This window comes from Caballeronia arvi (genome assembly GCF_001544695.2).
GTDB classification, from domain to species: domain Bacteria; phylum Pseudomonadota; class Gammaproteobacteria; order Burkholderiales; family Burkholderiaceae; genus Caballeronia; species Caballeronia arvi.
On sequence record NZ_FCOM02000001.1, the window covers coordinates 538,759 to 562,951 of the forward strand.

25 protein-coding genes are annotated in these 24,193 nt (G+C 64.2%); 10 read left to right on the forward strand and 15 right to left on the reverse strand.

Annotated elements, in window-relative coordinates:
* Positions 1-24: 24 nt before the first annotated feature.
* The 4 genes from AWB74_RS02375 to AWB74_RS02390 form a co-directional block, all read right to left on the reverse strand.
* Entirely contained in the window at positions 25-750 is a 726-nt protein-coding gene (locus AWB74_RS02375) for a hypothetical protein (RefSeq protein WP_061145120.1), read from the reverse strand.
* A gap of 109 nt (positions 751-859) precedes the next feature.
* A complete protein-coding gene (locus tag AWB74_RS02380; RefSeq protein WP_061145121.1) occupies positions 860-1,981 on the reverse strand; it encodes an enoyl-CoA hydratase/isomerase family protein in 1,122 nt (373 codons plus the stop codon).
* A gap of 3 nt (positions 1,982-1,984) precedes the next feature.
* Positions 1,985-3,691, reverse strand: a complete 1,707-nt coding sequence (locus AWB74_RS02385; RefSeq protein WP_061145122.1) for an AMP-binding protein — start codon at positions 3,689-3,691, stop codon at positions 1,985-1,987.
* A 29-nt stretch (positions 3,692-3,720) separates the two neighbouring features.
* The gene (locus tag AWB74_RS02390; protein ID WP_061145290.1) at positions 3,721-4,854 is read right to left on the reverse strand and encodes an acyl-CoA dehydrogenase; all 1,134 of its coding nucleotides are present in this window, start codon (positions 4,852-4,854) and stop codon (positions 3,721-3,723) included.
* A 171-nt stretch (positions 4,855-5,025) separates the two neighbouring features.
* Here AWB74_RS02390 and AWB74_RS02395 point away from each other — a divergent pair, with 171 nt between their 5' ends.
* Positions 5,026-6,048 carry an AraC family transcriptional regulator gene (locus tag AWB74_RS02395; protein ID WP_061145123.1) on the forward strand — a complete coding sequence of 341 codons (1,023 nt, stop codon included), beginning with the start codon at positions 5,026-5,028 and terminating at the stop codon, positions 6,046-6,048.
* A 74-nt stretch (positions 6,049-6,122) separates the two neighbouring features.
* Entirely contained in the window at positions 6,123-6,284 is a 162-nt protein-coding gene (locus AWB74_RS46815; RefSeq protein WP_200821912.1) for a hypothetical protein, read from the forward strand.
* On the opposite strand, the gene AWB74_RS02400 is transcribed toward AWB74_RS46815, so the two are convergent.
* Both AWB74_RS02400 and AWB74_RS02405 read right to left on the reverse strand, forming a co-directional pair.
* Positions 6,285-6,956, reverse strand: coding sequence for a hypothetical protein (locus AWB74_RS02400; protein ID WP_061145291.1), 672 nt, complete (start codon positions 6,954-6,956; stop codon positions 6,285-6,287).
* Between the two features lie 218 nt (positions 6,957-7,174).
* Positions 7,175-8,470 (reverse strand): MFS family transporter, encoded by a 1,296-nt coding sequence (locus AWB74_RS02405; protein ID WP_061145124.1) that lies wholly within the window; start codon positions 8,468-8,470, stop codon positions 7,175-7,177.
* A 329-nt stretch (positions 8,471-8,799) separates the two neighbouring features.
* On the opposite strand from AWB74_RS02405, the gene AWB74_RS02410 reads away from it, so the two are divergent.
* A complete protein-coding gene (locus tag AWB74_RS02410; RefSeq protein WP_061145125.1) occupies positions 8,800-9,822 on the forward strand; it encodes a DUF2891 domain-containing protein in 1,023 nt (340 codons plus the stop codon).
* A 13-nt stretch (positions 9,823-9,835) separates the two neighbouring features.
* Here the strand turns inward: AWB74_RS02410 and AWB74_RS02415 are convergent, their stop codons facing one another.
* Positions 9,836-10,156, reverse strand: coding sequence for a YnfA family protein (locus AWB74_RS02415; protein WP_061145292.1), 321 nt, complete (start codon positions 10,154-10,156; stop codon positions 9,836-9,838).
* Positions 10,157-10,249: 93 nt separating this feature from the next.
* On the opposite strand from AWB74_RS02415, the gene AWB74_RS02420 reads away from it, so the two are divergent.
* A complete protein-coding gene (locus tag AWB74_RS02420; protein ID WP_061145293.1) occupies positions 10,250-11,581 on the forward strand; it encodes an MATE family efflux transporter in 1,332 nt (443 codons plus the stop codon).
* On the opposite strand, the gene AWB74_RS02425 is transcribed toward AWB74_RS02420, so the two are convergent.
* The gene (locus AWB74_RS02425; RefSeq protein WP_235024466.1) at positions 11,570-12,577 is read right to left on the reverse strand and encodes an alpha/beta fold hydrolase; all 1,008 of its coding nucleotides are present in this window, start codon (positions 12,575-12,577) and stop codon (positions 11,570-11,572) included. The two genes, AWB74_RS02420 and AWB74_RS02425, sit on opposite strands and share 12 nt — an antisense overlap.
* 224 nt (positions 12,578-12,801) lie before the next feature.
* Between AWB74_RS02425 and AWB74_RS02430 the strand changes: the two genes are divergently transcribed.
* From AWB74_RS02430 to AWB74_RS02440, 3 genes are read left to right on the forward strand one after another with little or no spacing between them, the layout of a single operon-like run.
* Complete coding sequence (locus tag AWB74_RS02430) at positions 12,802-13,560, forward strand: DNA/RNA non-specific endonuclease (RefSeq protein WP_061145295.1); 759 nt, start codon at positions 12,802-12,804, stop codon at positions 13,558-13,560.
* Positions 13,553-13,813, forward strand: a complete 261-nt coding sequence (locus AWB74_RS02435) for a hypothetical protein (protein ID WP_061126758.1) — start codon at positions 13,553-13,555, stop codon at positions 13,811-13,813. Before AWB74_RS02430 ends, AWB74_RS02435 begins: the two co-directional genes overlap by 8 nt.
* A gap of 46 nt (positions 13,814-13,859) precedes the next feature.
* A complete protein-coding gene (locus AWB74_RS02440) occupies positions 13,860-14,375 on the forward strand; it encodes a methylated-DNA--[protein]-cysteine S-methyltransferase (RefSeq protein ID WP_061145126.1) in 516 nt (171 codons plus the stop codon).
* Positions 14,376-14,458: 83 nt separating this feature from the next.
* On the opposite strand, the gene AWB74_RS46335 is transcribed toward AWB74_RS02440, so the two are convergent.
* The 3 genes from AWB74_RS46335 to AWB74_RS02455 all read right to left on the reverse strand — a co-directional run bounded on the left by AWB74_RS46335 (position 14,459) and on the right by AWB74_RS02455 (position 16,400).
* Complete coding sequence (locus AWB74_RS46335; RefSeq protein ID WP_160110224.1) at positions 14,459-14,911, reverse strand: OmpA family protein; 453 nt, start codon at positions 14,909-14,911, stop codon at positions 14,459-14,461.
* Between the two features lie 461 nt (positions 14,912-15,372).
* Positions 15,373-16,014 (reverse strand): DUF2968 domain-containing protein, encoded by a 642-nt coding sequence (locus AWB74_RS02450; protein ID WP_061145128.1) that lies wholly within the window; start codon positions 16,012-16,014, stop codon positions 15,373-15,375.
* A gap of 110 nt (positions 16,015-16,124) precedes the next feature.
* Positions 16,125-16,400, reverse strand: a complete 276-nt coding sequence (locus AWB74_RS02455) for a hypothetical protein (protein WP_061145129.1) — start codon at positions 16,398-16,400, stop codon at positions 16,125-16,127.
* A gap of 376 nt (positions 16,401-16,776) precedes the next feature.
* On the opposite strand from AWB74_RS02455, the gene AWB74_RS02460 reads away from it, so the two are divergent.
* From AWB74_RS02460 to AWB74_RS02470, 3 genes are all read left to right on the forward strand, one after another.
* Positions 16,777-18,288: an ATPase domain-containing protein gene (locus AWB74_RS02460; protein ID WP_061145130.1), complete on the forward strand. Its 1,512-nt coding sequence runs from the start codon at positions 16,777-16,779 to the stop codon at positions 18,286-18,288.
* A complete protein-coding gene (locus AWB74_RS02465) occupies positions 18,285-18,641 on the forward strand; it encodes a response regulator (protein ID WP_061145131.1) in 357 nt (118 codons plus the stop codon). Before AWB74_RS02460 ends, AWB74_RS02465 begins: the two co-directional genes overlap by 4 nt.
* Before the next feature lie 95 nt (positions 18,642-18,736).
* Entirely contained in the window at positions 18,737-18,991 is a 255-nt protein-coding gene (locus AWB74_RS02470) for a CsbD family protein (RefSeq protein WP_061145132.1), read from the forward strand.
* Between the two features lie 69 nt (positions 18,992-19,060).
* Here the strand turns inward: AWB74_RS02470 and AWB74_RS02475 are convergent, their stop codons facing one another.
* The 4 genes from AWB74_RS02475 to frc all read right to left on the reverse strand — a co-directional run bounded on the left by AWB74_RS02475 (position 19,061) and on the right by frc (position 24,159).
* Positions 19,061-19,738, reverse strand: coding sequence for a hypothetical protein (locus AWB74_RS02475; protein ID WP_061145133.1), 678 nt, complete (start codon positions 19,736-19,738; stop codon positions 19,061-19,063).
* Positions 19,735-20,523 (reverse strand): fumarylacetoacetate hydrolase family protein, encoded by a 789-nt coding sequence (locus AWB74_RS02480; RefSeq protein ID WP_061145134.1) that lies wholly within the window; start codon positions 20,521-20,523, stop codon positions 19,735-19,737. The genes AWB74_RS02475 and AWB74_RS02480 overlap by 4 nt, the downstream gene beginning before the upstream one ends.
* 78 nt (positions 20,524-20,601) lie before the next feature.
* Positions 20,602-22,809: an acetate--CoA ligase family protein gene (locus tag AWB74_RS02485; protein ID WP_061145135.1), complete on the reverse strand. Its 2,208-nt coding sequence runs from the start codon at positions 22,807-22,809 to the stop codon at positions 20,602-20,604.
* A gap of 87 nt (positions 22,810-22,896) precedes the next feature.
* On the reverse strand, positions 22,897-24,159 hold the full coding sequence (frc, locus tag AWB74_RS02490; protein WP_061145136.1) for a formyl-CoA transferase: 1,263 nt from the start codon (positions 24,157-24,159) through the stop codon (positions 22,897-22,899).
* Positions 24,160-24,193 lie beyond the last annotated feature (34 nt).

The following is a 24,193-nucleotide window of genomic DNA, read 5'->3' on the forward strand; positions in this document are numbered from 1 at the left end:
GCCGCTTTTGTTTTGCGCGTCACATCACTTCGCGCCGGTCAACGCCGAAGTCGCGATGGACGGCACGGAAATGCCGTTGGTCTTTGCGTATTGCACCGCTTGCGTGAGCGTCTGCACGAGCGACTGCAACTGACCCGGCGCGGATTGCGCGATATAGGTCGCAGCCTGCGCGGTCGCCGGGTTCGAGCCGGCTTGCAGCAGCGACGACATGTTCATCGAATTCGACACCGAGCCGAGATCCGATTGCAGGCCGGCGTACTGCTTCACGCCTTGCCCGAGCGACGCGAGGCCTTCGGTGAAGGTCTTCTTGCTCGCGGCAGTCGGCGGCGTGGCCGATCCGCTGGTCATTGCCTGCATCAACGATTGCGATACGCTCTGCTGCGTGCCGCCGAGTTGCGACAACACGCTCGTGCTCGGCACGCCGCTTCCGCCCGATGCGCCCGACAACAGGCCCGCCGCCGATTGCGCCTGGCTCGCGACACTCGACATGCCCATCGCCGATGCGAGGCTCGATTGCCCCGACAGCACTTGCTGGTTCGCGCCGAGATAGTTCTGCACGAGCGACGACAGCGCCGAAGGCTGCGCTGCGCCGTTCGCACCGGCGGCGGCTTCGGACTTGCCGCTGCCGAAACCGAATTGCTGAAGATTGATCTGCGCGTAAGACGCGGCCGGTGCGATCAGCGCGAATGCGATGCCGGCCGACAGAAGCGCCCGATGTGACGTACGACCCGGTGTTGTACGGTTCGGCATGGTCGGTTCCTCCTCTTGAATTGTCCGATGATCGGTGAGCCAGCTTCGACCCGCCGGACATTCATGCAGTTCGCCGCGGAAACATTTGCTTGCGAATTGCGTCTGGAGATTATGCGCACAGGTCCGCGAGCGGATGCATCTCTTTACGCCACGGAGATGAGAGAAAGTGCTGCACGCGCTCGGCGCGCACTTCGGCGAGCGTCGTCGGCGCGAAACGAGGCCGCTGATCTTTGTCGATAATGAGCGCACGCACGCCTTCGACGAAATCGCCGTCGTCGATCGCGCGATACACGACGCCCAGCTCCGTGCGAAAGCAATCCGCAAGGGACATCTGACGGCCGCGCAGGAGCGCGTGATACGTCACCTCGAGCATCGTCGGCGAATGGCTTTGGAGCGTGGCGAGCGTCGCGTGCGACCATTCGTTGTCCGCATCGGCGGCGAGCGACGCCGCGATGCGTTCCGCGCCGCCCGTCGCGCACGCGGTGAAATGACGCCTGATCTGCGCGCGGAGTTCGTCGAGCGGCGCGTGGCGCTCGATATTCGCGCTCGGCACGAACACGCGCTTCAACTGCGTCATTGCATCTTGCGCGTCGTTCCAGCGCACCGTTTCGAGACGCTCGATGAAGCCGCGCAGCCATGTCGACGGTACGCATTCATCGGCGAGCCCGATGCGCTTCGCATCCGCGCCCGACAGACTCGCCCCGGTCAGGCCGACGTACAGCGCGAGATCGCGCGGCAGCGCGCGCAGGAAGTGCGTCGCGCCGACATCCGGCAGGAGTCCGATGCGCGTTTCGGGCATCGCCATGCGCGTGCGCTCCGTCGCGATGCGCAGCGCCGCGCCTTGCGCGAGCCCCATGCCGCCGCCCATTACGATGCCGTCCATCAGCGCGATGACCGGCTTCGCGAAACGATGAATCGTGTAATCGAGCCTATATTCGTCGATGAAAAATTTCAGCCACGGCGTCGCGTGATGCGGATCGTTGCGCGCGGTGTGATACAGCTTGCGCACGTCGCCGCCTGCACAAAATGCTTTGTCCCCGGCGCCGCGTAAAACGACCGCGAGGATGGCATCGTCCTCGGCGCAGGTGGCGAAACAATCGGCGAGCAGCGCGATCATGTCGTGCGACAGCGCATTCATCGCATGCGGCCGGTCGAGCGTGACGATCGCCACGCGATTGACGATTTCGAAGCCGACTTCCGGCGCGGCGCGCAACAGTCCTTGCGTGCTCATGCGTCAGTCCGCCTTGCTCGTTTGACGCAGCTCCGGAAAATCCTCTTCCCAGAACTCGAACTCGCCGCGCGCGCCGGCTTCCGTGCGCGCCGCTTCCTGCCTGCGCAGATCGACGCGGCGGATCTTGCCGGAAATCGTCTTCGGCAATTCCGCGAATTCCAGCCGGCGGATGCGCTTGTACGGCGCGAGCCGCTCGCGCGAGAACGCGAACACGCTCTTCGCGAGCTCCGGTCCGATGGTGTAGCCGTGACGCAGCGTGACGAACGCCTTCGGCACCGAAAGACGCAGCGGATCGGGGCTCGGCACGACAGCCGCTTCCGCGATCGCATCGTGTTCGATCAGCACGCTCTCCAGCTCGAACGGGCTCAACCGGTAATCCGACGACTTGAACACGTCGTCTGCGCGGCCGACATAGACGAAGTAACCGTCCGCGCCGCGCGCCGCCACGTCGGAGGTGCGATAGAAACCGCCGCGCATCGCGTTTTCGGTGGCCTTCGGATTGCCGGCGTATCCGGTCATCAGGCCGAGCGGCGGCGGATCGAGCACGAGCGCGATCTCGCCCTCCTCCGCAGCGTTTCCGTCCGGGTCGAGCAACGCCACTCGGTAACCCGGCAACGGACGGCCCATCGAACCCGGCACGAGCCGCTGGCCCGGCGTGTTGGCGATCTGCGCGGTGGTTTCGGTCTGCCCGTAGCCGTCGCGGATCGACAAGCCCCACGCGGCCTGCACGCGCTCGATGATCTCGGGATTCAGCGGCTCGCCCGCGCCGACGATCTCGCGCAGCTTCACGTCATACGACGCGAGCGGCTCCTGCACGAGCATGCGCCACACGGTCGGCGGCGCGCACAGCGTGGTGACTTCGTGCTTCACGAGCGCATCGAGCGTGCGCGCCGCGTCGAAGCGGCTGAAGTTGTAGATGAACACGCACGCCTGCGCATTCCACGGCGCGAAGAAGCAGCTCCACGCGTGCTTCGCCCAGCCGGGCGAGCTGATGTTCCAGTGCACGTCGCCGGGTTGCAGGCCGATCCAGTACATCGTCGACAAATGGCCGACCGGATAGCTCTGATGCGTATGCGCGACCAGCTTCGGCTTCGACGTCGTGCCCGATGTGAAGTACAGCAGATACGGATCGTTCGCGTTCGTTTCGGCATCCGAATTAAATTCCGACGATGCCTCATAAGCGGCTTCGTAGGCAAGCCAGCCTTCTTTCTCGTCGCCCACCGCGATGCGCAGGCCGGGCACGTCGATACCATCGAACTTCTGCGTCTCCGCTGCATCGACGATCACATGTTGCACGCCGCCGAGCGCGATGCGGTCGCGCAAGTCCGCGTTCGCGAGCTGCGTCGTCGCGGGCAGGACGATGGCGCCGAGCTTCATCGCGGCGAGCATCGTTTCCCATAGCTCGACGCGATTCGGCAGCATCAGCAGAATGCGCTCGCCGCGCCGCACGTTCAGCGCGCGCAAATGATTCGCGACGCGCGCGGAACGCTCGCTCATCTGCGCGAACGAGAGACGCGTCTCGTCGCCGCTTTCGTTCACGATATGCAGCGCGGGCGCATCGTTGCCGCGCGCCATCGGATCGAAATAATCGAGCGCCCAGTTGAAGCGATCGAGCACTGGCCACTCGAACTCGCGATACGCGGTGTCGTAATCCGTGCGATGCGCAAACAGAAAATCTCGTGCTTCGATGAATGCCTGGGCTCGATTCATTGCGTCTCCGTATCGTTTTTGTGTACCGGTCAAACGTTGCGCGCGATCACCATCCGTTGCACTTCGCTCGTGCCTTCATAAATCTGCGTGATGCGCGCATCGCGATAGTGACGCTCCACCGGATAGTCCTGCAAGTAGCCGTAGCCGCCGTGAATCTGGATCGCATCGGAACATACGCGCTCTGCCATTTCCGATGCATACAGCTTCGCCTGCGACGCCTCCGACAAACACGGCACGCCTTCCGTGCGCATACGTGCCGCGTGATGGATCAAAAGGCGCGCGGCGTTGATTTGCGTCTGCATGTCGGCGAGCATGTTCGCGACCGACTGATGCTCCTGGATCGGCTTGCCGAACTGCACGCGCTCCTTCGCATACGCGCGCGATGCATCGAAAGCCGCGCGCGCGATGCCGAGCGCCTGCGCCGCAATGCCGATGCGCCCGCCTTCCAGATTCGACAACGCGATCTTCAGGCCCTCGCCGCGCTTGCCGAGCAGGTTCGCGGCGGGAATCGCACAATCGTCGAAGGTGATCGGACAGGTGTCGGAGGCGCGGATGCCGAGCTTGTGCTCCGGCGCGCCGACGTTGAAGCCGGGCGTATTCGTCGGCACGATGAACGCCGAGATGCCGCGCTTGCCCTGCTCCGGATCGGTGACCGCGAAAACGATCGCCACGCCCGCGCGCTTGCCGTTGGTCACGAACTGCTTGCTGCCCGAAAGCACCCACGTGCCGTCTTTTTCGACGGCGCGCACGCGCAGGTTGTTCGCCTCGGAGCCTGCCTGCGGCTCGGTCAGACAGAACGCGCCGATGATCTCGCCGCTCGCGAGCTTCGGCAGCCATTCGGCCTTTTGCGCGTCGCTGCCGTACGCGAGGATCGGCCCGCAGCCGACGGAGTTGTGCACGCTCATCAGCGTCGCGCAGGACGCGCAGCCGGCAGCGATTTCTTCCATCGCGAGCGCGTAGGCGGTGTAGTCGCTGAACGTGCCGCCGAGTTCGGCGGGCACGATCATGCCGAGCAGGCCGAGCTCGCCGAGCTGCTTCACGACGGCGTCGGGTATGGCGCAGTCCTTGTCCCACTGGCCCGCGTTCGGCGCGAGCACTTCGGTGGCGAACTGGCGAGCCGCGTCGCGGATCATGCGCTGCTCTTCGGTGAGGAAAGCGTCGATCATGTTTCGATTTCAGGTGATTGAGTTGTGGCGGCTTCCGGGCATCGATCGGATACACTTTCTCGCCGCCATCGGACGGGCGGATGGGCCGTCTGGGCACGAGTCTAGGCAATCGCCGGACATTAGCCGATGCCCAAAACGATCACGCTAACTGAGCGCTTTGGCCACCTAGTGACAACCCCAACTCACGGACGCAACATCGAGCGCGACTCGATTTCGGTCAGTCTCGTCGAAGCCGCGCTGCACTGCGCCGAGGCCCGCGGCGTCGCGCGCGAGGGCTTGCTGGCCGCCGCGGGCATCGCGCCGGCGACACTCGATTCGCCGCGCGCACGCGTGTCGCCGGTGCAATACGGCAAGCTGTGGAACGCCACCGCCGATGCGCTCGACGACGAGTTCTTCGGCCAGGACGCGCACCCGATGCGCCGCGGCAGCTTCGTGCTCCTGTGTCATGCGGCGCTCTCCGCACGCGACGGCGCGCAGGCGCTCGCGCGCATCGCGAACTTCCTGCGCCTCGTGCTCGACGATCTGACCTTCACGCCCGACATCGACGACAAGCGCGTGCGCATCTGGCTCGACGACAAAGCCACGCCCAAAACGATGTTCGCCTACGCGACCGGCTTCATCCTCGTGTATGGGTTGTTGTGCTGGCTGGTCGGGCGGCGCATTCCGGTGCTCGCGGCGCATCTGCGCTGTCCGGAACCGCAGGCGAGCGACGAATACCGGCTCATGTTCTGCGACGACCTGCGCTTTCACGCGCCGCGCTCGTTCGTCGATTTATCGGCCGACTGCGCGGCGCTGCCGGTCGTGCAGACGGGCACGACGCTCAGGCGCTTCCTGCGCGACGCGCCGGCGAACTTCATCGTGAAATATCGCAATCCGGATTCGCTCGCGGCGCGCATCAAGGCGCGCCTGAAGCAGACCGCGCCGACGGACTGGCCCGAAGCCGAGAACATCGCGGCGGCGCTGAACATGGCGGAGGCGACGCTGCGGCGGCGCCTCAAGCAGGAAGGGCTGACGTATCAGACGATCAAGGACGCGCTGAGACGCGATCTCGCGATCGCGCGCCTCGCGCACACGCAGGAAACGATTCCGCAGATCGCCGATGCGCTCGGCTTCGCGGAACCGAGCGCATTCCGGCGGGCTTTTCGAAAGTGGACGGGCGTGCGCCCCGCCGATTACCGTCGCGAGGGCTGACTGCGCGCGTTTCCCGGGACTGCTATATTGAATCGACGATGATGATTCGTTGACTTCGCATCACGGAGCGCACCATGAAGAAAGCCAACCGAGAGGAACGTTCGAAGCAGGCTGAGCCGCATGCGCAGAACGAAGAGGATTTGCTCGATGAAGCGCTGGAAGAGACCTTCCCCGCGAGCGATCCGATTGCAGTGCATCCCGAGCGCGAACCCTTGAAGGACGTCAAGAAGAAGTAATCATTCGCCTAGTTCGGGCTCGTCCGGGCTCGACAGCAGCGCCACCAGTTTCTCGACATGCTGATGTAACAGCTTCACGTGCTTGTCGATCTGTTCGAGACGACCGGTCAGATCGGCCTTCGCCGCTTCGCTCATGCGATCCGAGGCGAGCAGGTCATCGACTTTCGGCTGCATGCCTTCGACCTGCAGCAGCCCGAGCTGACGCTCCATGCGGCGCAAATCCTGCGACAGCAATTCGCGATTCTTACGGAAGAGCAACTCGCGGCGGTTCAGTTCGGCCTGTTGCTGGGCGAGATCGGCGACGCGGCGCGTCGCCTCGGTTTGCGAAAGCAGCGGCTCCGGGCCGCGCAGCACCGAGCGCTTCGGCGCAGGATGGGCCGTGCCGCGAAACACGGCCATCGGCGTTTCTTCGTCCATCGCGCGCTGCACGTCGGGCGGGACTTCGTCGCTGTCGCGGCGTTCGTCCATCCAGTGCGGCGGCAGGCCCGTGACGAGCTCGATGCCGCGCACGAACTCCTCATTGAAGTCGCGCTGACCGGCGACGATGAGCTTCATGAACGTCGGCGAGAAGTTCATCATGCGCGCGAGGCGTCCAGCGCCTCCCGGCGAGCCGACCAGAACGTTCAGGTTGGCTCGCCAGACAAGAAACAGCGTTTCGTCGAAATCTTCCATGAACTGGCTCCACGCAGACCGACGCGCCCGAATGTGCGCACCGGCGTTGCGCGCGGCGGCTGCGCGCGCATGCATATCCGGTTCCCGCGCTTCTCTCGTGTGATCGTGCACCGTGGCCGGTGCGTCGCCTACATACCGCATAAAACACCATACTACCTTCATCGGCAAGGGATGCGGACGGCGGCCGTGTCGCCGTCATCCGCACGCCGCCAGCCAATTCAGGGCTCGTTGCGCAGATAGCCTTCCTTGCTCGGATCGAGCATGCGCCAGGAGACGATCAGCGAGATCGCGCACATCAGCGTCACGTACCAGAAGAACGTGGATTCGCTGCCGATCGACTTCAGCTTCAGGGCGACGAATTCCGCCGAGCCGCCGAACACCGCATTGGCGACCGCATACGAGAGGCCGACGCCCAGCGCGCGCACTTCCGGCGGGAACATTTCCGCCTTGATGAGACCGCTGATCGACGTGTAGAAGCTCACGATCGCGAGCGCCGCGACCACCAGCACGAAGGCCATGACCGGGCTCGTCACGGTGGAGAGCGCGTGCAGCAGCGGCACCGTGCAGATCGTCGCGAGGCCGCCGAACCAGAGCATCGACGCACGGCGCCCGATGCGGTCCGACAACGCTCCGAACAACGGCTGCAACAGCATATAGACGAAGAGCGCGGCGGTCATCACGTTGCTGGCGGTCTTTGCGTGCATGCCGGCCGTGTTGACCAGGTACTTCTGCATGTAGGTCGTGAAGGTGTAGAAAATCAGCGAGCCGCCCGCCGTGAAACCGACCACGGTCATGAACGCGCCCTTGTGCTGCAGCAGGCCCTTGAGCGTGCCCGCTTCCTTGCGATCGCGCGTTTCGGCGGTCGAGGTTTCGTCGAGCGAACGACGCAGATACAGGGAAACCAGCGCCGCGCACGCGCCGATGAAGAACGGAACGCGCCAGCCCCACGCCTTCAGCTCTTCCGTCGACAGGAACAGTTGCAGGACCACGAGCACGAGAAGCGCGGCGAGCTGCCCGCCGATCAGCGTCACGTACTGGAAGGACGCGAAGAAGCCGCGACGTCCGCGCAGCGCGACTTCACTCATGTAGGTCGCGCTCGTGCCGTATTCGCCGCCCACCGACAAACCCTGGAACAGGCGCGCGATCAGCAGCAGGAACGGCGCCCACGCGCCGATCGACGCGTAGGTCGGCAGGAAGGTGATGACGAGCGAGCCGCCGCACATCATCAGGACGGAGATCATCATCGCGTTGCGGCGGCCGTGCTTGTCGGCGATGCGGCCGAACAGCCAGCCGCCGATCGGGCGCATCAGGAAGCCTGCCGCGAACACCCCCGCTGTGTTCAGGAGTTGCACGGTCGGATTGCCGCCCGGAAAAAACGCCGCCGAAAAATACAGCGCGAGGAACGAGTAGATATAGAAATCGAACCACTCGACGAGGTTGCCCGACGAGGCGCCGACGATAGCGAAAACGCGGCGCCGGGTGTCCTCGGGGGAATAAGCGTGAATGTCGGTCATGTTGTTTCTGGGCTCTTGGTCACTGTCTGGATGGCGTTTGCCGGGGCTCGTGACCCCGGTGCGAGCGCTCTTGGCGGCGTTCGGGCGCAAGTTTATACGACGGTTCGGCAGAGAGCGCGCGCTCGTGGCATGCGAAATTTCGTGCCGGCCGTTTTGCGGCGATGGCGTCCGGCGCTCGCTCAGGCCTGTCGTTACAGCATTCCACTGCGGTTTGCAGGCTTGTGGTGCGCCCCGGTCGCAGTCGTGCTAAGTAATTACCCTTAGTCGAGATTTCGCCGACTATTTATCGATAAAGTCTCGGGATCACGATTCGCATCGACGAGGACCGTATGAATCCGCATCAACCGATCACGCTAGACGCCGCGCTCGCGTCGAAGTTCGCGCAGGTCGCGCTCGGCCACCTGACGCGCGAATATCCGAACAAGCTCGATCACGTAATGGCGGGCGAAGCCGACGTGCAAAGCCCGCGCGCGCTGCATCCGATCTTCTATGGCAGCTTCGACTGGCATTCCTGCGTGCACGGCTACTGGCTGATCGCGCGCCTTTACGACCGCTTTCCCGGCTTGCCCGAGGCAGAGCGTAGCCGCGCGGTGATCGACGCGCATTTCACCGATGCGAACGTCGCGGCCGAAGTCGCCTATCTGCAGCGCCCCGCCGCGCGCGGTTTCGAGCGGCCCTACGGCTGGGCGTGGCTGCTCGCGCTCGCGGGTCAGCTTCGCTCGATGCAGTCCGACGCAGGCGCGCGCTGGGCCCGCACGCTCCAGCCGCTCGCCGATGCCTTCGTCGCGCGCTTCGAGGAATTCCTGCCGAAATCGACGTATCCGCTGCGCGTCGGCACGCACTTCAACATGGCGTTCGCGCTGACGCTGGCGATCGGCTATGCGCGCGTCGCGCGGAACGCGGACTTCGAGCGCCTGCTGAGCGAGACGGCGCTGCGCTGGTTCGGGAAGGACGAAGGCTGCCAGGCGTGGGAGCCGGCGGGCGACGAATTCCTGTCGCCGTCGCTGATGGAAGCGGTGCTGATGCGCCACGTGCTGCCGGGCGACGGTTTCGTCGGCTGGTTCGACCGGTTCCTGCCGCGTATCGCGGCGCGCGAGCCCGCGACGCTCTTCACGCCCGCGACCGTCACCGACCGCAGCGACGGCAAGCTCGCGCATCTCGACGGACTGAACCTCAGCCGCGCGTGGTGCCAGCGCACGATCGCGCGGGCGCTGCCGGCCGGCGATGCGCGCATCGCGGTGCTCGAAACCAGCGCCGGCGAACATCTGGCTTCGGGAATCGCGCATGTCGCGGGCGATTACATGGGCGAGCACTGGCTCGCGACGTTCGCGCTGCTCGCGCTCGAAGCATGAAGCCGGAATCGCGTCAGACGCGCGGCTGAAACGCGATCACGCCCATGCCGATGAGCGCGATCGCCGCGCCCGTGAGATCCCACGCCGTCGGCCTGATGCGGTCGACGGCCCACAGCCACGCGATCGCCACTCCGATATACACGCCGCCGTACGCCGCATAGATGCGCCCCGCGGCGGTATCGTGCAGCGTCAGCAGCCACGCGAACAGCGCGAGCGACAGCGCGCCCGGCACGATGAGCCACGGCGAGCCGCCCGCCTTGAGCCATCGATAAGGGAAATAGCAGCCGGCGATCTCGGCGATGGCCGTGACGACATAGAGCGCAAATGTTTTCATGACGCGCATTATCGGCGTTCGTGCGGCATGGCGCGGCGCGCGTGGTCTGGGACAATGACGCGCTTGCTTTTGCAGACCACCTCACAAGATCAAATGAATGCAGTCCCCATGCACTGGCACAAGCGCGTGCTGACGCTCGCGTTTCCGATCGTGCTCGCCAATCTCACGCAGCCGATTCTCGGCGCCGTCGATACGGCCGTCGCCGGTCATCTCGACGGGCCGCAGTATCTGGGCGGCGTCGCGCTCGGCGGGCTCGTGTTCAGCTTCGTGTTCTGGGGCTTCGGCTTCCTGCGCATGGGCACGACGGGGCTCGTCGCGCAGGCGTTCGGCGCGCGCGATGACGACGCGTTGCGCGCGAGCGTGCTGCGCGCGATGCTGCTCGCGCTCGCGATCGGCACAGCCGTACTCGCACTGCAGGTGCCGGTGATTCGTTATGCGCTCGTTGCGCTGGGCGGCAGCGCGGCCGTGCAGGACACCGCGAGCGCATACTGCCACGCGCGCATCTGGGCCGCGCCATTCGCGCTCGGCAACTATGTCGTGCTGGGGTATCTGCTCGGCTGCCAGCGCGTGCGGCTCGCGCTCGTCACGCAGATTTTCATCAATCTGGTGAACATCGTCGCGGTGCTGTTGTTCGTGTATCGGATCGGCTGGGGCATTGCAGGTATTGGCGCGGCGACTGCGTTCGCGGATTTCTGCGGCTTCGCGCTCGGCCTCGCGATACTGTGGCACGGCCGTCCGCGCGGCCTGCCACCGCTCGCGCCGCGCGCACTGTTCGATGCCCACGCGATGCGCCGGCTCGTCGCGATCAATCGCGACATTTTCATCCGCACGATCTGTCTGCTCGGGTCGTACGGCTGGTTCGCGCATCTCGGCGCGCGTCAGGGCGATGCCGTTCTCGCTGCGAACGCCGTCCTGCTGAACTTCCAGACGTTCATGTCCTACGGGCTCGACGGCTTCGCGCACGCAGCGGAAGCGCTCGTCGGCGCGGCGGCCGGCGCGCGCGACCGCCATGCGTTCCGTCAGGCCGTGAAAGTGACAATGCTCTGGTCGGCGATCGGCGCGGCAGGCTTTTCGATCGTCTATTGGGTGAGCGGCGGATGGATCATCGGCGCGCTGACGGATCAGGCCGTCGTGCGGCATGAAGCGCTGCGCTTTTTGCCGTGGGCCGCGATATTGCCGCTCGCGTCCGTCGCGGGCTTTCAGCTCGACGGCGTGTTCATCGGCGCGACACGCACGCACGAACTGATGAAAGCGATGGCCGTTTCGCTCGCGGTCTTTCTCTTCGCGGCGTGGGCGCTCGCCGGATCGCTCGGCAATCACGGACTGTGGCTCGCGCTCACCATTTTCATGGTGGCGCGCGGCATCACGCTGGCGGTTCAGGTGCCCGCGATCGAGCGCGCGGCGTGCGCCGGGTCAGTTCGATAGCGGCTTCAACGCGGCGAGGCCATCCAACAACGCCTTATGAAATGCCGCCGGATCCTGCATCTGCGGCGCGTGCCCGAGTTCCGGAAACTCGACGAGCTTCGCGCCCTCGATGCGCTCCTTCGCCAGCTTCGCGAGATCGGGATAGCGGCCGAGCGTCGGGCGGATTTCCGGCGGTGCGAAGTCCTTGCCGATCGCCGTGTTGTCCTTGCCGCCGATGAGCAGCAGCGTCGGCGTTTTCAGCTGATCGAATTCGTAGACGACGGGCTGCGTGTAAATCATGTCGTACAGCAGCGCCGAATTCCACGCGACGATGTCTTTGCCCGGCCCGCGATACATGCCCGCGAGCATCTGCACCCACGGCTCGTAATCGGCGCGCCACTGGCCCGAGTAATACGTGTTCGTCTCGTAGCGGCGAATGCCGTCGGCGCTGGTTTTCAGCTCGCGCGCATACCAGTCGTCGATCGAAATCGACGGCACGCCCTTCGCCTTCCAGTCTTCGAGTCCGATCGGATTGACGAGCACGAGCTGCTCGGTCTCGCGCGGGTACATGAGCGCGTAGCGCACGGCGAGCATGCCGCCCGTCGAATGCGCGATGAGCGTCGCCTTCGACACGCCGAGCGCCGCGAGCAACGCATGCGTGTTGCGCGCGAGCTGCTGGAAGCTGTACTGATAGCGCTCGGGTTTCGTCGACTTGCAAAAGCCGATTTGATCCGGCGCGATCACGCGATAGCCCGCATCGCTCAAGGTTCCGATGGTCTGCTTCCATGTCGCCGAGCAGAAGTTCTTGCCGTGCAGAAGCACGGCGGTGCGGCCGTTCGGATGCAGCGGATGCACATCCATATACGCCATGCGCACGACCTGACGTTGCGATGTGAGCGAGAAGCGCGCGACCGGATACGGATAGTCGAAGCCCTGCAGTTCGGGGCCGTACGCGGGGCCGTCGTTGCCCGGCAACGGCGCGGGTTCATCGGCATGCGCGTGCAAGGCGAAGAGCATCGCGAGACACGACATCAGGGATCGAACGACGGACTTGCTGCGCGCTGGATTCATTTTGATTTTGAAATGACGACGGGCCGAGGCATTCTAGCGCGCCTGTATTTCATGCGCGTTTGCGTGCCGCGCGTGGTTTTCAGCGCTTATACTTCACGGCCCCGCGCGCCGCGCAAGGATGCAACGCGGCGCGCACTTTCATGCATCGCATTCAGCCCGGATTCCAACGCATGCAATTCCGTATCAAGGCATTCGCCGCCGCGCTCATCGGCTTCGTGAGTGCCGGCGCATTCGCGAGCGACTGCCCGCAGTTCAGCCCGAACGGCCGCGCGCCGGTCGTCGCCAATTCGAAGATGCGCGCGGCGACGCAGGAAATCTGCTATTCCGACTTCGCGCTGCTTCACTCCGGCATCACGAAAGGACCGCTCTGGTCGGCGGAACATCTGACCTCACAGAGTGTCGATGAAGCGAAGAGCAACACGCGCACCAATCGCTTTTTCGTCGACAAGCGTCTGCCGTCCGGTGATAGCGCACAGCTCGCCGACTACAAGAAGAGCGGCTACGACCGCGGCCATATGAGCCCCGCGGGCGATCGCGCAAGCAAGAAAGGCATGGCCGAATCATTCTCGCTCGCGAATATCGTACCGCAGGACCCGTCGAACAACCGGCGCATCTGGTCGCGCATCGAAGAAGCGGTGCGCAGGCTCACGGAAGAATCGGGCGAAGCCTATGTCGTCACCGGACCGCTTTTTTCGGGGCGTCAGTTGCAGACGATCGGCGAATCGCGCGTGTTCGTGCCGACGCAGTTGTACAAGGTCGTCTATTTGCCGCAGCGTCAGGTCGCGTTCGCGGTGATCGTCGAAAATACACCGACGAACACGTACACGATGAAAACCGTGCGCGAGCTCGAAACGATGAGCGGCCTCACGTTTCCCGGCATTCCGGACGGACTGAAAGACAAACGAATTGGAGGATTGCGCGGTGTTTAAACCCTTTGCCAACGATACGGATGTGATGAACATCGCGGGTGACGCGATCAACATCGAGAACGGCGTGAAGCGCCTGTCGGTTAGCGGCGATCTGACGATCACGCGCGACAAGGCCGGTCTCGCGAACGCGCTCGCACTGCACAAGGCGCTCGGCGCGATCGTCGACGCGTTGCAAAACGACGCGTCGCTGCCCGCGAAGCTGCCCGACGAGCCGAGCGCGCCGTCCGGTACAGCCGACAACCCGTTCATCTGACGCGCCCTACAATGGTTCCGTTGTGTAGGCCGTGCGGAGAAGCGAAGTGATCGAATGCCATGTCGGCCCGAGCCCGCTCGGGCACATTCTGTATCGCGCCGAGAACGACTGTCTGACGGGGCTCTTCTTTGTCGGCCAGAAACACTTTCCTGACGGCCTGTCCGAGCCGACGCTGTCCGACACGGCGCCCCGCTCGCGCGTGATCGTCGAAGCGCGTGAGCAGATCGACGAATACTTCGCAGGCGCGCGCACGGAATTTTCGATCGCGCTGCGGCTCGGCGGCACGACTTTTCAGCAGCAGGTGTGGAACGCGCTCCGGCAGATTCCTTTCGGCGATGCCTGGACCTACGGCGATCTCGCGCGCCGGCTCGGTTTGCCCGCGGGCGCATCCCGAGCCGTCGGCGGCGCGAACGGGCGCAATCCTGTCGCGATCATCGTGCCGTGTCATCGCGTGATCGGCGTCGATGGAGAACTCACCGGCTATGCGGGCGGCGTGGAGCGCAAGCGGCACTTGCTCACGCTGGAAGGCGGGCCGGGGCGTGAACAACTCGCGCTCTTCTGAGGTACGCACATTCAGTGCAAAAACAAAAAGCCCGCGAACCTTCCGGTTCGCGGGCTTTTTTCGTTGATGCGGTGCGGCGGCTATTACGGCGTGAGCGTCACTTCCACGCGACGGTTTTCAGCGCGGCCTTCGCTTGTCGCGTTCGATGCGATCGGGTTCGACTTGCCAAAACCCTTCGCCGAGAAGTTGGCGGCGTCAAGGCCATGACCCTTCAGATAGTCGAGAACGGCTTGCGCACGACGCTGGGACAGATTGACGTTATACGCATCCGGACCGGTCGAATCCGTGTATCCCTCGACGGTGACCGACGCGAACTTCGTGCCCTGCGATTCTCCGACGAGCTTGTCCAGAACGTCCTTCGCTGTGGGCGTCAGTGCGGCGCTGTCGAACGCGAAGTTCGTCTTCTCATCCAGCACGACCTTGCGTGGTGCGGGCGCCGCCGGCGCCGGCTGCGGCGCGGGCGGCGGCGTCACCGGTGCAGGTTGCGCCGGCGTATCACACGTGAAAATCACGTCGCGCGGGTCGCTCGGTGCCATCGTCCCCGCTGAGGTCTGAAGCAAAGCGACGTTCTTGCTGCCGCACATTTTCTGAGCGGCGGTCATACATGCGCTGCCACTTTCGAAAATCCCAAAGCATTCAGCGCGAAATGCCTTTTGCCCGTTCGACATTTGAATTTCGCGGATATTGAAAGCCGGCCCGGTCGTCGTGGAACAGCCCGCAAGCACTGCAACAGCGGTAAGACCAACGGCGAGGGTTTTCGTGATCATCTTGATGTTCATGCAGGTCAATTCCAAAGCGCGGTGCGCGCCGAGCGCGCGCCTCATTTTCAGGCTCGGATTCATTCCTGAAAGAGGCAGGCAGATTCGTGGATCGGTTTCGGATGTGTTCATTGCTCGTCAAGCCATCCAAAAAGTTGCGCGATTGTAGCGCGCGGGTCGTCGCGTCTTAAGCGGACAACTCCCAAATTTAAGCGTCCGCCGAATGCATCGCAAAGCCTCTATTTGGCAGGAGCGGGAAGATCGCCATCGGCCTGTTTCTGAAGTTCCTGCACGCGTAGTTGCAGCGCGCGAAGCTGCGCCTGCGCGGCCGCCTGCTCGGTTCGCAGTTCGCGGACCGCATTCTGCTGTTCCTGCTGATAGCTCGTCACCTGGCCCTGCTGCGCGCGCGCTATATCGAGATCCGCTTGCAGCCGGCCGGCGCGCTCCTGCTGAACCGCAATCTGCCTGTCGGCATAGGCTTTTTCGGCTTCGAGCTTGATGCGCTTGATTTCCGCATCGGCGAGCGTCATGGAGGTCTTGGCGAAATCGAAATACACCGCTTCGGCACGCCCGTCATTTTGCGTTTTGAAGACGCGCCAGATCGTGCTTTGCTGAAACAGTGCGGCGTAATAAGTCATCTGCTCGGGAAAATACGAAAGACTCGCGCCGTAGCTGCCATTGAAACTCTTGCGCAATTCGGTAATTTTCCCGGCGGCAATCAGATGCTCGAGTTCCGCGACATCACTATTCCTCGCCGCCGCGCCCTCCGGCATATTCGACGATGCGTCCGCGCGCATATCGCCGGCCGCCAGCGCCTGCACGAGCGGGCCAGCAAGACCGGACAAGATCAGCGCGATATTCGCAATTACCAGGCGTTTCATTGCGATTTTCCGTCACGATAAACCACATCGCCCGGAAAGGATTATGGTGTTACCAAGCCGTTAATGCTAGGCGATTCAAAGCGCTATTCGAAATTCGGAATTGCGTGGAATCAAATCATTGACTGGCGCTTCAGACGCTCGTTCAGGTGCGGCTCGCCGGCGCTGCGCAACGGTTGCTGCGGCCTGAAGATACGCGCGTCAGACGGCTCGACGCTCATGCGCGAGAAAATCTCGCGGTCGCCCTGATAGACGAACGGCGCGGCCGACAGAATGCGCGCGTCGGGCGGCGGCTCGACGGCGTGTACCGTACCGGCGCTGACGGCAAAAAAAGAAAAAAGGCAGGCGACGAGCGCGAAAGCGCCCGAAATCGGGTGTGAACGAAACATGGCTAGGGAACGATCAGAAGGGCGCTCGAGCGCCGGAAAGGAGCCGCCGAAAGCAACACGCGGCTACGACATAGCTCGCTATTCCAACAGCCTTCGCGTCACTTGCCCATGAGAAGGTTCTCAAAGATTCCCTGTTTCCACGCAACCCGCCTAAGCATTGCGCAAGATCAGGCGTGAAAAATGCGAACCAGAAACATTCACTCTGCAGCGTGACAGTTCCGGCATGCCCGCGAATCTCGCAGCGACGGTGCGCGAAGGCGCCACGCGCGATAAGGCACACGCGGAAAGGGATGACATGCAGCCACAGCTTGCCGGGAGTCAGCCATAATGCGCCTTCGCAAAAATGCAGCAACGCCCAAGTAAAAACGAAAATGCCATGACTCAAGACGACAATCTTCCGACCGATCAACCCAGGCAGCCCGCCGCCATGGACGGCAACGTCACGACCGGCGTCACAGGTCTGGATGACATTCTGGGCGGCGGCCTCGTCGAAGGCGGCCTGTATCTGATCGAAGGGATGGCGGGCGCAGGCAAGACGATCCTTTCCTCGCAGATCGGCTTTCACCGCGTCGCTCAGGGCGACATGGTGCTGTACATCACGCTGATCGCCGAATCGCACACCAAATTGCTGTCTCATCTCAAGGCGCTCTCGTTCTACGACGCCGACGCGATCTCCGACCGGATGCTCTTCGTCTCCGGCTATCACGAGCTGATGCGCGACGGCCTGTCCGGTTTTCTCGCGCTGATCGCGTCGACCATCAAGTCGAGCCGGCCGCGCTTCATGGTCATCGACGGTTTTCGCAGCGCGCGCGAATTCAGCTCGACGGAGCTCGAACTGTCGCAGTTCATCCACGAACTGTCCGCGTTCGTGAGCGCCGCCCGCTGCACGACGCTGATCCTCGCGCCGCTGTCCGGCAACGAGCCGCATCCCGAGCACACGCTCGTCGACGGGCTCATCGAGCTGAACCGCTACAACACGGGCATGCGGCGCGCCCGCGAAATCGAAGTCCACAAGCTGCGCGCCCGCGATCATCTGCTCGGCAAGCATTTTTTCAGGATCACCGGAGAAGGTCTCGTGACCTTCCCGCGCATCGAGGCGACGCCTGCCAGTGCCGGAGGCGTGCCCGACTTCAGCAGCAAGCTCGCCTTCGGCTTTCCCGATTTCGATCAGATGCTCGGCGGCGGCGTCGTGCGCGGCTCGACAACCACGCTGATCGGGCCGTCGGGCATCGGCAAGACGCTGCTGTCGCTCAAGTTTCTGCAGGCGGGCGTCGAACGCGGCGAGCGCTGCGTGTACTTCGGGCTTTACGAGTCGCCCGAGCGGCTCCTCGCGAAAGCGCGCTCGGTCGGTATCGATCTCGCCCCGGCCGTGACGGAAGGACGCCTGTCGATTCACTGGCATCCGGCCGTCGAACTGGCGATCGACGAACTCGCCGTCGAGCTGATGAACGCGGTCCGGAATACGAACGCGTCGCGCCTCGTGGTGGACGGCATCGACGGATTTCATCAGTCCGCGAATCGCACGGAGCGCTTCGGGCTCTTCCTGAACGCGCTCACGCACCGCCTGCGCGATGCGGGCGTGACGACGCTTCTCACCGAGGAGCTGCCGCTCTACGGCGACGCCGCGTTGCCCGCGACGCTGCGCGCGTCCGCGCTGACCGAGAACATCGTGCTCATGCGCTACGTGGAGGCGAACTCCTCGCTCTATCGCATGATGTCGATCGTGAAGCAGCGCGAGGGCCCGCACGATCCCGCGATCCGCCGGCTCACGATCGATGCGCGCGGCCTGCATATCAGCGAGGGCTTCATCGGCGCGACAGGTCTGTTGTCCGGGCAACCGTCGACGACGCCCGCGCTCTCGGTGGCGGATCCCGGCGCGCGCGCATGAAAAAGATCCTCGTCGTCGACGATGAATTCGACATTCTGACCACGTGGCGGCTCGTGCTCGAAATGGAGGGCTACGAGGTCGTGACCGCATCCAACGGGCGCACGGCGCTCGACACCGCGCGCTCGAATCCGCCCACGCTCGTCATCACCGACTGGATGATGCCGCACATGGACGGTGTCCAGCTGATCCGCCAGCTCGCCGCGAGCGACGGGCTCGGCGCGGTGCCGGTGATCCTGATGAGCGCGGCGGCCCACGCGCCGGTGCTTGAGCATCCGCACGCGCAATTCCGGCGCAAGCCGCTTTCCATCGACGAACTGCTCGACGCGGTCAAAGGCCTGATCGGCCCGGCCTGACCCACTGGGCACGCGACGTGCTGTACAGGTGCGTTCCGGCGAAACCGGACTCTGAAGGACTCACGAGAAACCGCTCAACCGAAAGGGAGGCACCTATGGTGCAGGATCAAGTGGAAGGCGCGGCGCAGCGCGTCGTCGGCAAGGTGCAGGACGCGGTCGGCGCGCTGACGGGCGATGAAGGCACGCAAGTCGAAGGCAAGGTGCGGCAGGCGTATGGAAACTTGCAGCAAAGCTATGGACAGACCGTCGATAACGTGCGCCTGGCCGTCGCGAGCCAGCCGATTCAGGGTGTACTGATCGCGGCGGCAGTCGGCTTCGTGCTCGGCGCGTTGTGGAATCGCGATCGTTGATGCCGATCGCGCGTCACGTCTGATGTATCGATGACAAAGCCGGCGTGACGATCGCGCCGGCTTTGTCGTTTACCGCACTTCGCGCACGATGCCGACGAGCGCCGCCGACTGCGCACATCCGATGGCGAGCACGGCCGCCGTCACGGCGAGCGCGCCATGCGCGCCGGCCATCGCGGCCGCGATGGCGAGACCGCATGACGCCACGCCGGCCATGAGGCCCGCGAACGGCGCGCTGACATTGCCACCGACGGCAAGCGACAAATGCGCGCCGATGAGCGCCAGAAGCGCGAGCGTGGGCACCACGGCGAGCGCGCCGGGTTGCGCGCCGATTACATACGCGAGCGCCGCGCACGCGCCAGCGCAGGCGAGATGCAGTGCTTGCGGATTCGCGCTTTCGCGAAGGAAGCGGGCGCAAAGCAGATAGCCCAGCGCCGCCATCGCGCCGCCCGCCGTCACTGCATAAGCACCATCATTCGACTCTGGCAGCAGCCACACGACGAACGCGAGCGTTGCAAGCAATGCCTGCGTGGACGCACTCGGCGCGCCCCGGTTGAGCCGAAACCCTGCGAATCCCGCGACAGCGGCGAGTGAAAGCGCGACCGCGCCCGCCCCGCCGCTCACCGCGCAGACCACGACGGCGATCGCGCCGGCGACCCACAGCGAACGGTTCGCGCCGACGCGCAACGACGCCCCCGCCGACAACGCCGCGAGCACGCAGAGCATGCCCGAGAGCGCATCCCCGATCATGCTTCGAGCACGTTCGACAGCGTGCCAATCCCCGCGATCGACACATCCACGCGCGAGCCGTCCTTGATCGAGCCGACGCCGATCGACGTGCCGCACGCGATGACATCGCCGGGAACGAGCGTCATGTCCTGCGACAGCAGGCTCACTTGCTCGGCGGGCGAGAAGATCATGTCGTCGAGCGGATAGTTCTGGCGCTCGACGCCTTCGAGCGTCGTGACGACACTCGCCGCGCGCCAGTCGAAGCCATTGCCCGGCGTGACGATCGCGGGCCCGAGACACGTGAACGTGTCGAAGCCTTTCGAGCGGCACCATTGCGCGAAGTTGGGATCTTCCTGCAATAGTTCGATCGCAGTGACGTCGTTGACGCAGGTGTAGCCGAAGATCGCCGCCTCGGCCTCTTCGACCGACGCGCCGCTCACCGTCTTGCCGATCACGATGCCCAGCTCGCCTTCGTACGCGATCTTGCCTTGATAGCTCTTCGGCCGGCGTATCGACTCGTTCGGCCCTATCACCGACATCGGCGGCTTGATGAGAAACAGCGGATGCTGCGGCGGCGCTTTGTCCAGCTTCTGCGACAGCGCGTAGTAGTTGTTCCACAGCGCGATGACCTTGCTCGGCTGACACGGCGCGAGCAGCGTCAGGTCGTCCACGGCGAAGGTGATGTCGGTCGGGCGCGGGCGGTCGAACATCGCGCCGTCGTGCTGCACGACGCGGCCCGAGTGCTGATCGAGCGTGCCGAAGCCAATGCTGCCATCGGCGTCGCGAAAACGAATCCAGTGTGTCACAGGTGTCTCCCTTGTGATGGATGAAGCGCGGGCATGCGTGGCCCGCGCTTTCTGTCCCCTCCTCCTTCCAGAATCAGATCAGATCTGACCCGCGCCGCGCGCCCACTTGTACTTCGCGCCGAGCACCGCGACCGGCAGCTCCGTCGAATAAGCGTAGGCCGGGACACCGTGTTCGTACAGGTATTCCGCCGCTTCCTCGACCTGGACATCGCCCGCGAGCGACGCCACGATCGGCTTCTCGATGCCGAGCGCCTTCATCTCCTCCTTCACTTCGATCACGAGTTTCGCGAAGACCATCGGCGGCGTGATGATCGTGTGCCAGTAGCCGAGAATGATCGAATGGATGCGATCGTCTTCGAGACCTAAGCGGATCGTGTTCTTGTACGTCGACGGCGGCTCGCCGCCCGTGATGTCGACCGGATTGCCCGCGGCGCCGAACGGCGGAATGAACTTGCGGAATGCGGCATCGAGATCGTCGGGCATCGTCATCAGCGAGAGACCGTTGTCCACGCACGCATCCGACAAGAGCACGCCCGAGCCGCCCGCGCCCGTGATGATGACGACGTTCTCGCCCTTCGGCGTCGGCAGCTTCGGAATGCCGCGCGCGTATTCGAGCAGATCGCGCAAAGAGCGTGCGCGGATCACGCCGCATTGCTGGAACACGTCCTCGTAGATCTTGTCGTTGCCCGCGAGCGCGCCAGTGTGCGAGCTCGCCGCGCGCGCGCCGAGGCTCGTGCGACCTGCCTTCAGCACGACGACCGGCTTCTTCTTCGACACGCGCTTTGCGGCTTCGGCGAACGAGCGGCCATCCTTCAGATCCTCGCAGTGCTGCGCGATGATCTCGGTGTTGTCGTCCTGTTCGAAGAACGTGAGCAGATCGTCTTCATCGATATCGCTCTTGTTGCCGAGACCGACGATCGCGGAAACGCCCATCTTCGCCGAGCGCGAAAAGCCGATGATCGCCATGCCGATGCCGCCCGATTGCGACGACAGCGCCGCCTTGCCCTTCACGTCGTACGGCGTGCAGAACGTCGCGCACAGGTTCTTCGGCGTGTAGTAGAAGCCGTAGATGTTCGGGCCCATCATGCGGATATCGTACTGACGCGCGATCTTGACGATCTCGTCCTGGCCTTCGTGATTGCCCGTCTCCGCGAAACCGGACGGAATCAGCACCGCGCCCGGAATCTTCTTTTCGCCCACTTCCACCAGAGCCTGCGCGACGAACTTCGCCGGAATCGCGAAGACCGCCACGTCGATGACGCCGGGCACGTCCTTCACGCTCTTGTACGCCTTGCGGCCCATGATCTCGTCGGCTTTCGGGTGGATCGGATAGATCGCGCCCTGATAGCCGCCGTTGATGAGGTTCTTCATCACCGAGTTGCCGATCTTGCCGTCTTCGTTCGACGCGCCGATCACCGCGACCGCATCGGGCTTCATGATGCGGTTCATCTGCGCGACGATCTGCTCCTGCGTCGGGCGATAGCGCGGTTCGGCCGGCGCGAAGTCCATCACGATGCGCACGTCCGCCGCGACCGCGCCGCCAGGGCTCGCGAAGACCGGGTTCAGGTCCATCTCGGAGATGTGCGGGAAGTCGTCGACGAGACGCGACACGCGCTCGATCAGCGTGATGAGCGCCTCGCGATTCACCGGTTCCGCGCCGCGCACACCGCGCAGCACTTCGGCGGCCTGGATGCCGTCGAGCATCGATGCGGCTTCGTCGCGCGTGACCGGCGCCAGGCGGAACGTCACGTCCTTCAGCACTTCGACGAGCACGCCGCCGAGACCGAACGCGATCAGCTTGCCGAACGACGGGTCCGTCACCGCGCCGATGATCACTTCCTGACCCGCGCCGACCATCTGCTGTACCTGCACGCCGACGAGCGTCGCGTTCGGGTCGTACTTCTTCGCGTTCGAGATGATCGTGTCGAAGCCCGCGCGGACATCGGCTTCATTCTTCACGCCGACGAGCACGCCGCCCGCTTCCGTCTTGTGCAGGATTTCCGGCGATACGATCTTCAACACGACCGGATAGCCGATGAACGATGCAAGCTTCGCGGCATCGTCCGCCGATTTCGCCACGCCTTCCTGCGGCACCGCGATGCCGTACGCATCGCAGACGAGTTTGCCTTCGGGCGCGGTGAGCGACGTGCGGCCTTCTGCCTTCACGCGATCGAAGATTTCTGCGACACGGCGTTTCGCGTCGGGCGCATGCAGCGGCACGACTTGCGCCGTCTGCGTGGATGAGTTGGCTGCTTCGCTGCGTTCCTGGACAACCGTGCTGTTCATTTGGACGTGTCTCCGTATATTTGGGCGTGCAGGGGCCCGCGCCGCCTCGTTCGAGGCGGCGGCGGACAAGCGTTCAGAAGGTAAGAATCAGATCGCGCCGAGGCTCTTCAACGTGGCGACCTGGTCGGGCGTGTAGCCGAGTTCGGCCATGACTTCATCGGTGTGTTCGCCGAGCAGCGGCGAGCGAACGACGTCGGTCGGACTGTCGGACAATTTGATCGGATTGCCGACCGTGAGGTACTTGCCGCGCACCGGATGATCCACTTCCACCACCGTGCCGGTCTTACGCAGCGACGGCTCTTCGGCGATCTCCTTCATCGACAGGATCGGGCCGCACGGAATGTCGTGCTTGTTGAGGATTTCCATCGCCTGGAACTTGGTCTTCGACATCGTCCAGCGTTCGATCTCCGCAAAAATGTCCTTCAGATGCGGCAGGCGCGCGTTCGGCGTCTTGTAGTCCGGATGATCGATCCATTCCTCGCGGCCGATCACCTTGCAGATCTCGCCCCACACCGGCGCCTGCGTGATGAAGTAGATGTACGCGTTCGGGTCCGTCTCCCAGCCCTTGCACTTCAGGATCCAGCCCGGCTGGCCGCCGCCCGACGCATTGCCCGCGCGCGGCACCGCTTCGCCGAACGTGCCGTTCGGGTACTGCGGATATTCCTTCATCACGCCGGTGCGCTCGAGCCGCTGCTGATCGCGCAGCTTCACGCGGCAAAGGTTCAGCACACCGTCCTGCATCGCCGCGAGCACTTTCTGGCCGCGTCCGCTCGTATTGCGCTGATACAACGCCGTGACGATGCCGAGTGCGAGATGCAGGCCCGTGCCCGTATCGCCGATCTGCGCGCCGGTCACTGTGGGCGGGCCGTCGTCGAAGCCGGTCGTCGAGGCCGCGCCGCCCGCACATTGCGCGACGTTCTCGTAGACCTTGCAATCCTCGTACGGTCCCGGGCCGAAACCCTTCACGGAAGCGACGATCATCCTCGGATTCAGCTCCTGGATGCGCTCCCACGTGAAGCCCATGCGATCGAGCGCGCCCGGCGCGAAGTTCTCGACGAGCACGTCGCACTTCTTGACGAGCGTCTCGAGCACCTTCTTGCCTTCGGGATTCTTCGTATCGATGGTGATCGAACGCTTGTTGTGGTTGAGCATCGTGAAGTAGAGGCTGTCGGCGTCGGGAATATCACGCAGTTGCTCCCGCGTGATGTCGCCCGCGCCTGCGCGCTCCACCTTGATGACGTCCGCGCCGAACCACGCGAGCAGCTGCGTGCAGGTCGGCCCGGACTGGACGTGCGTGAAGTCCAGGATGCGCACGCCGTCCAGCGCCTTGCCAGAAGTGTTCACCGTCATGGCTTTGTCTCCCAAATCTCTTACGACGTTTATA

Coding starts and splice junctions, on each gene's coding strand:
- AWB74_RS02375 (WP_061145120.1), bottom strand. CDS start 750: ATGCCGAACCGTACAACACCGGGTCGTACGTCACATCGGGCGCTTCTG.
- AWB74_RS02380 (WP_061145121.1), bottom strand. CDS start 1,981: ATGAGCACGCAAGGACTGTTGCGCGCCGCGCCGGAAGTCGGCTTCGAA.
- AWB74_RS02385 (WP_061145122.1), bottom strand. CDS start 3,691: ATGAATCGAGCCCAGGCATTCATCGAAGCACGAGATTTTCTGTTTGCG.
- AWB74_RS46815 (WP_200821912.1), top strand. CDS start 6,123: ATGAAGAAAGCCAACCGAGAGGAACGTTCGAAGCAGGCTGAGCCGCAT.
- AWB74_RS02400 (WP_061145291.1), bottom strand. CDS start 6,956: ATGGAAGATTTCGACGAAACGCTGTTTCTTGTCTGGCGAGCCAACCTG.
- AWB74_RS02405 (WP_061145124.1), bottom strand. CDS start 8,470: ATGACCGACATTCACGCTTATTCCCCCGAGGACACCCGGCGCCGCGTT.
- AWB74_RS02410 (WP_061145125.1), top strand. CDS start 8,800: ATGAATCCGCATCAACCGATCACGCTAGACGCCGCGCTCGCGTCGAAG.
- AWB74_RS02415 (WP_061145292.1), bottom strand. CDS start 10,156: ATGAAAACATTTGCGCTCTATGTCGTCACGGCCATCGCCGAGATCGCC.
- AWB74_RS02420 (WP_061145293.1), top strand. CDS start 10,250: ATGAATGCAGTCCCCATGCACTGGCACAAGCGCGTGCTGACGCTCGCG.
- AWB74_RS02425 (WP_235024466.1), bottom strand. CDS start 12,577: ATGCTCTTCGCCTTGCACGCGCATGCCGATGAACCCGCGCCGTTGCCG.
- AWB74_RS02430 (WP_061145295.1), top strand. CDS start 12,802: ATGCAATTCCGTATCAAGGCATTCGCCGCCGCGCTCATCGGCTTCGTG.
- AWB74_RS46335 (WP_160110224.1), bottom strand. CDS start 14,911: ATGGCACCGAGCGACCCGCGCGACGTGATTTTCACGTGTGATACGCCG.
- AWB74_RS02450 (WP_061145128.1), bottom strand. CDS start 16,014: ATGAAACGCCTGGTAATTGCGAATATCGCGCTGATCTTGTCCGGTCTT.
- AWB74_RS02455 (WP_061145129.1), bottom strand. CDS start 16,400: ATGTTTCGTTCACACCCGATTTCGGGCGCTTTCGCGCTCGTCGCCTGC.
- AWB74_RS02460 (WP_061145130.1), top strand. CDS start 16,777: ATGACTCAAGACGACAATCTTCCGACCGATCAACCCAGGCAGCCCGCC.
- AWB74_RS02465 (WP_061145131.1), top strand. CDS start 18,285: ATGAAAAAGATCCTCGTCGTCGACGATGAATTCGACATTCTGACCACG.
- AWB74_RS02470 (WP_061145132.1), top strand. CDS start 18,737: ATGGTGCAGGATCAAGTGGAAGGCGCGGCGCAGCGCGTCGTCGGCAAG.
- AWB74_RS02475 (WP_061145133.1), bottom strand. CDS start 19,738: ATGATCGGGGATGCGCTCTCGGGCATGCTCTGCGTGCTCGCGGCGTTG.
- AWB74_RS02485 (WP_061145135.1), bottom strand. CDS start 22,809: ATGAACAGCACGGTTGTCCAGGAACGCAGCGAAGCAGCCAACTCATCC.
- frc (WP_061145136.1), bottom strand. CDS start 24,159: ATGACGGTGAACACTTCTGGCAAGGCGCTGGACGGCGTGCGCATCCTG.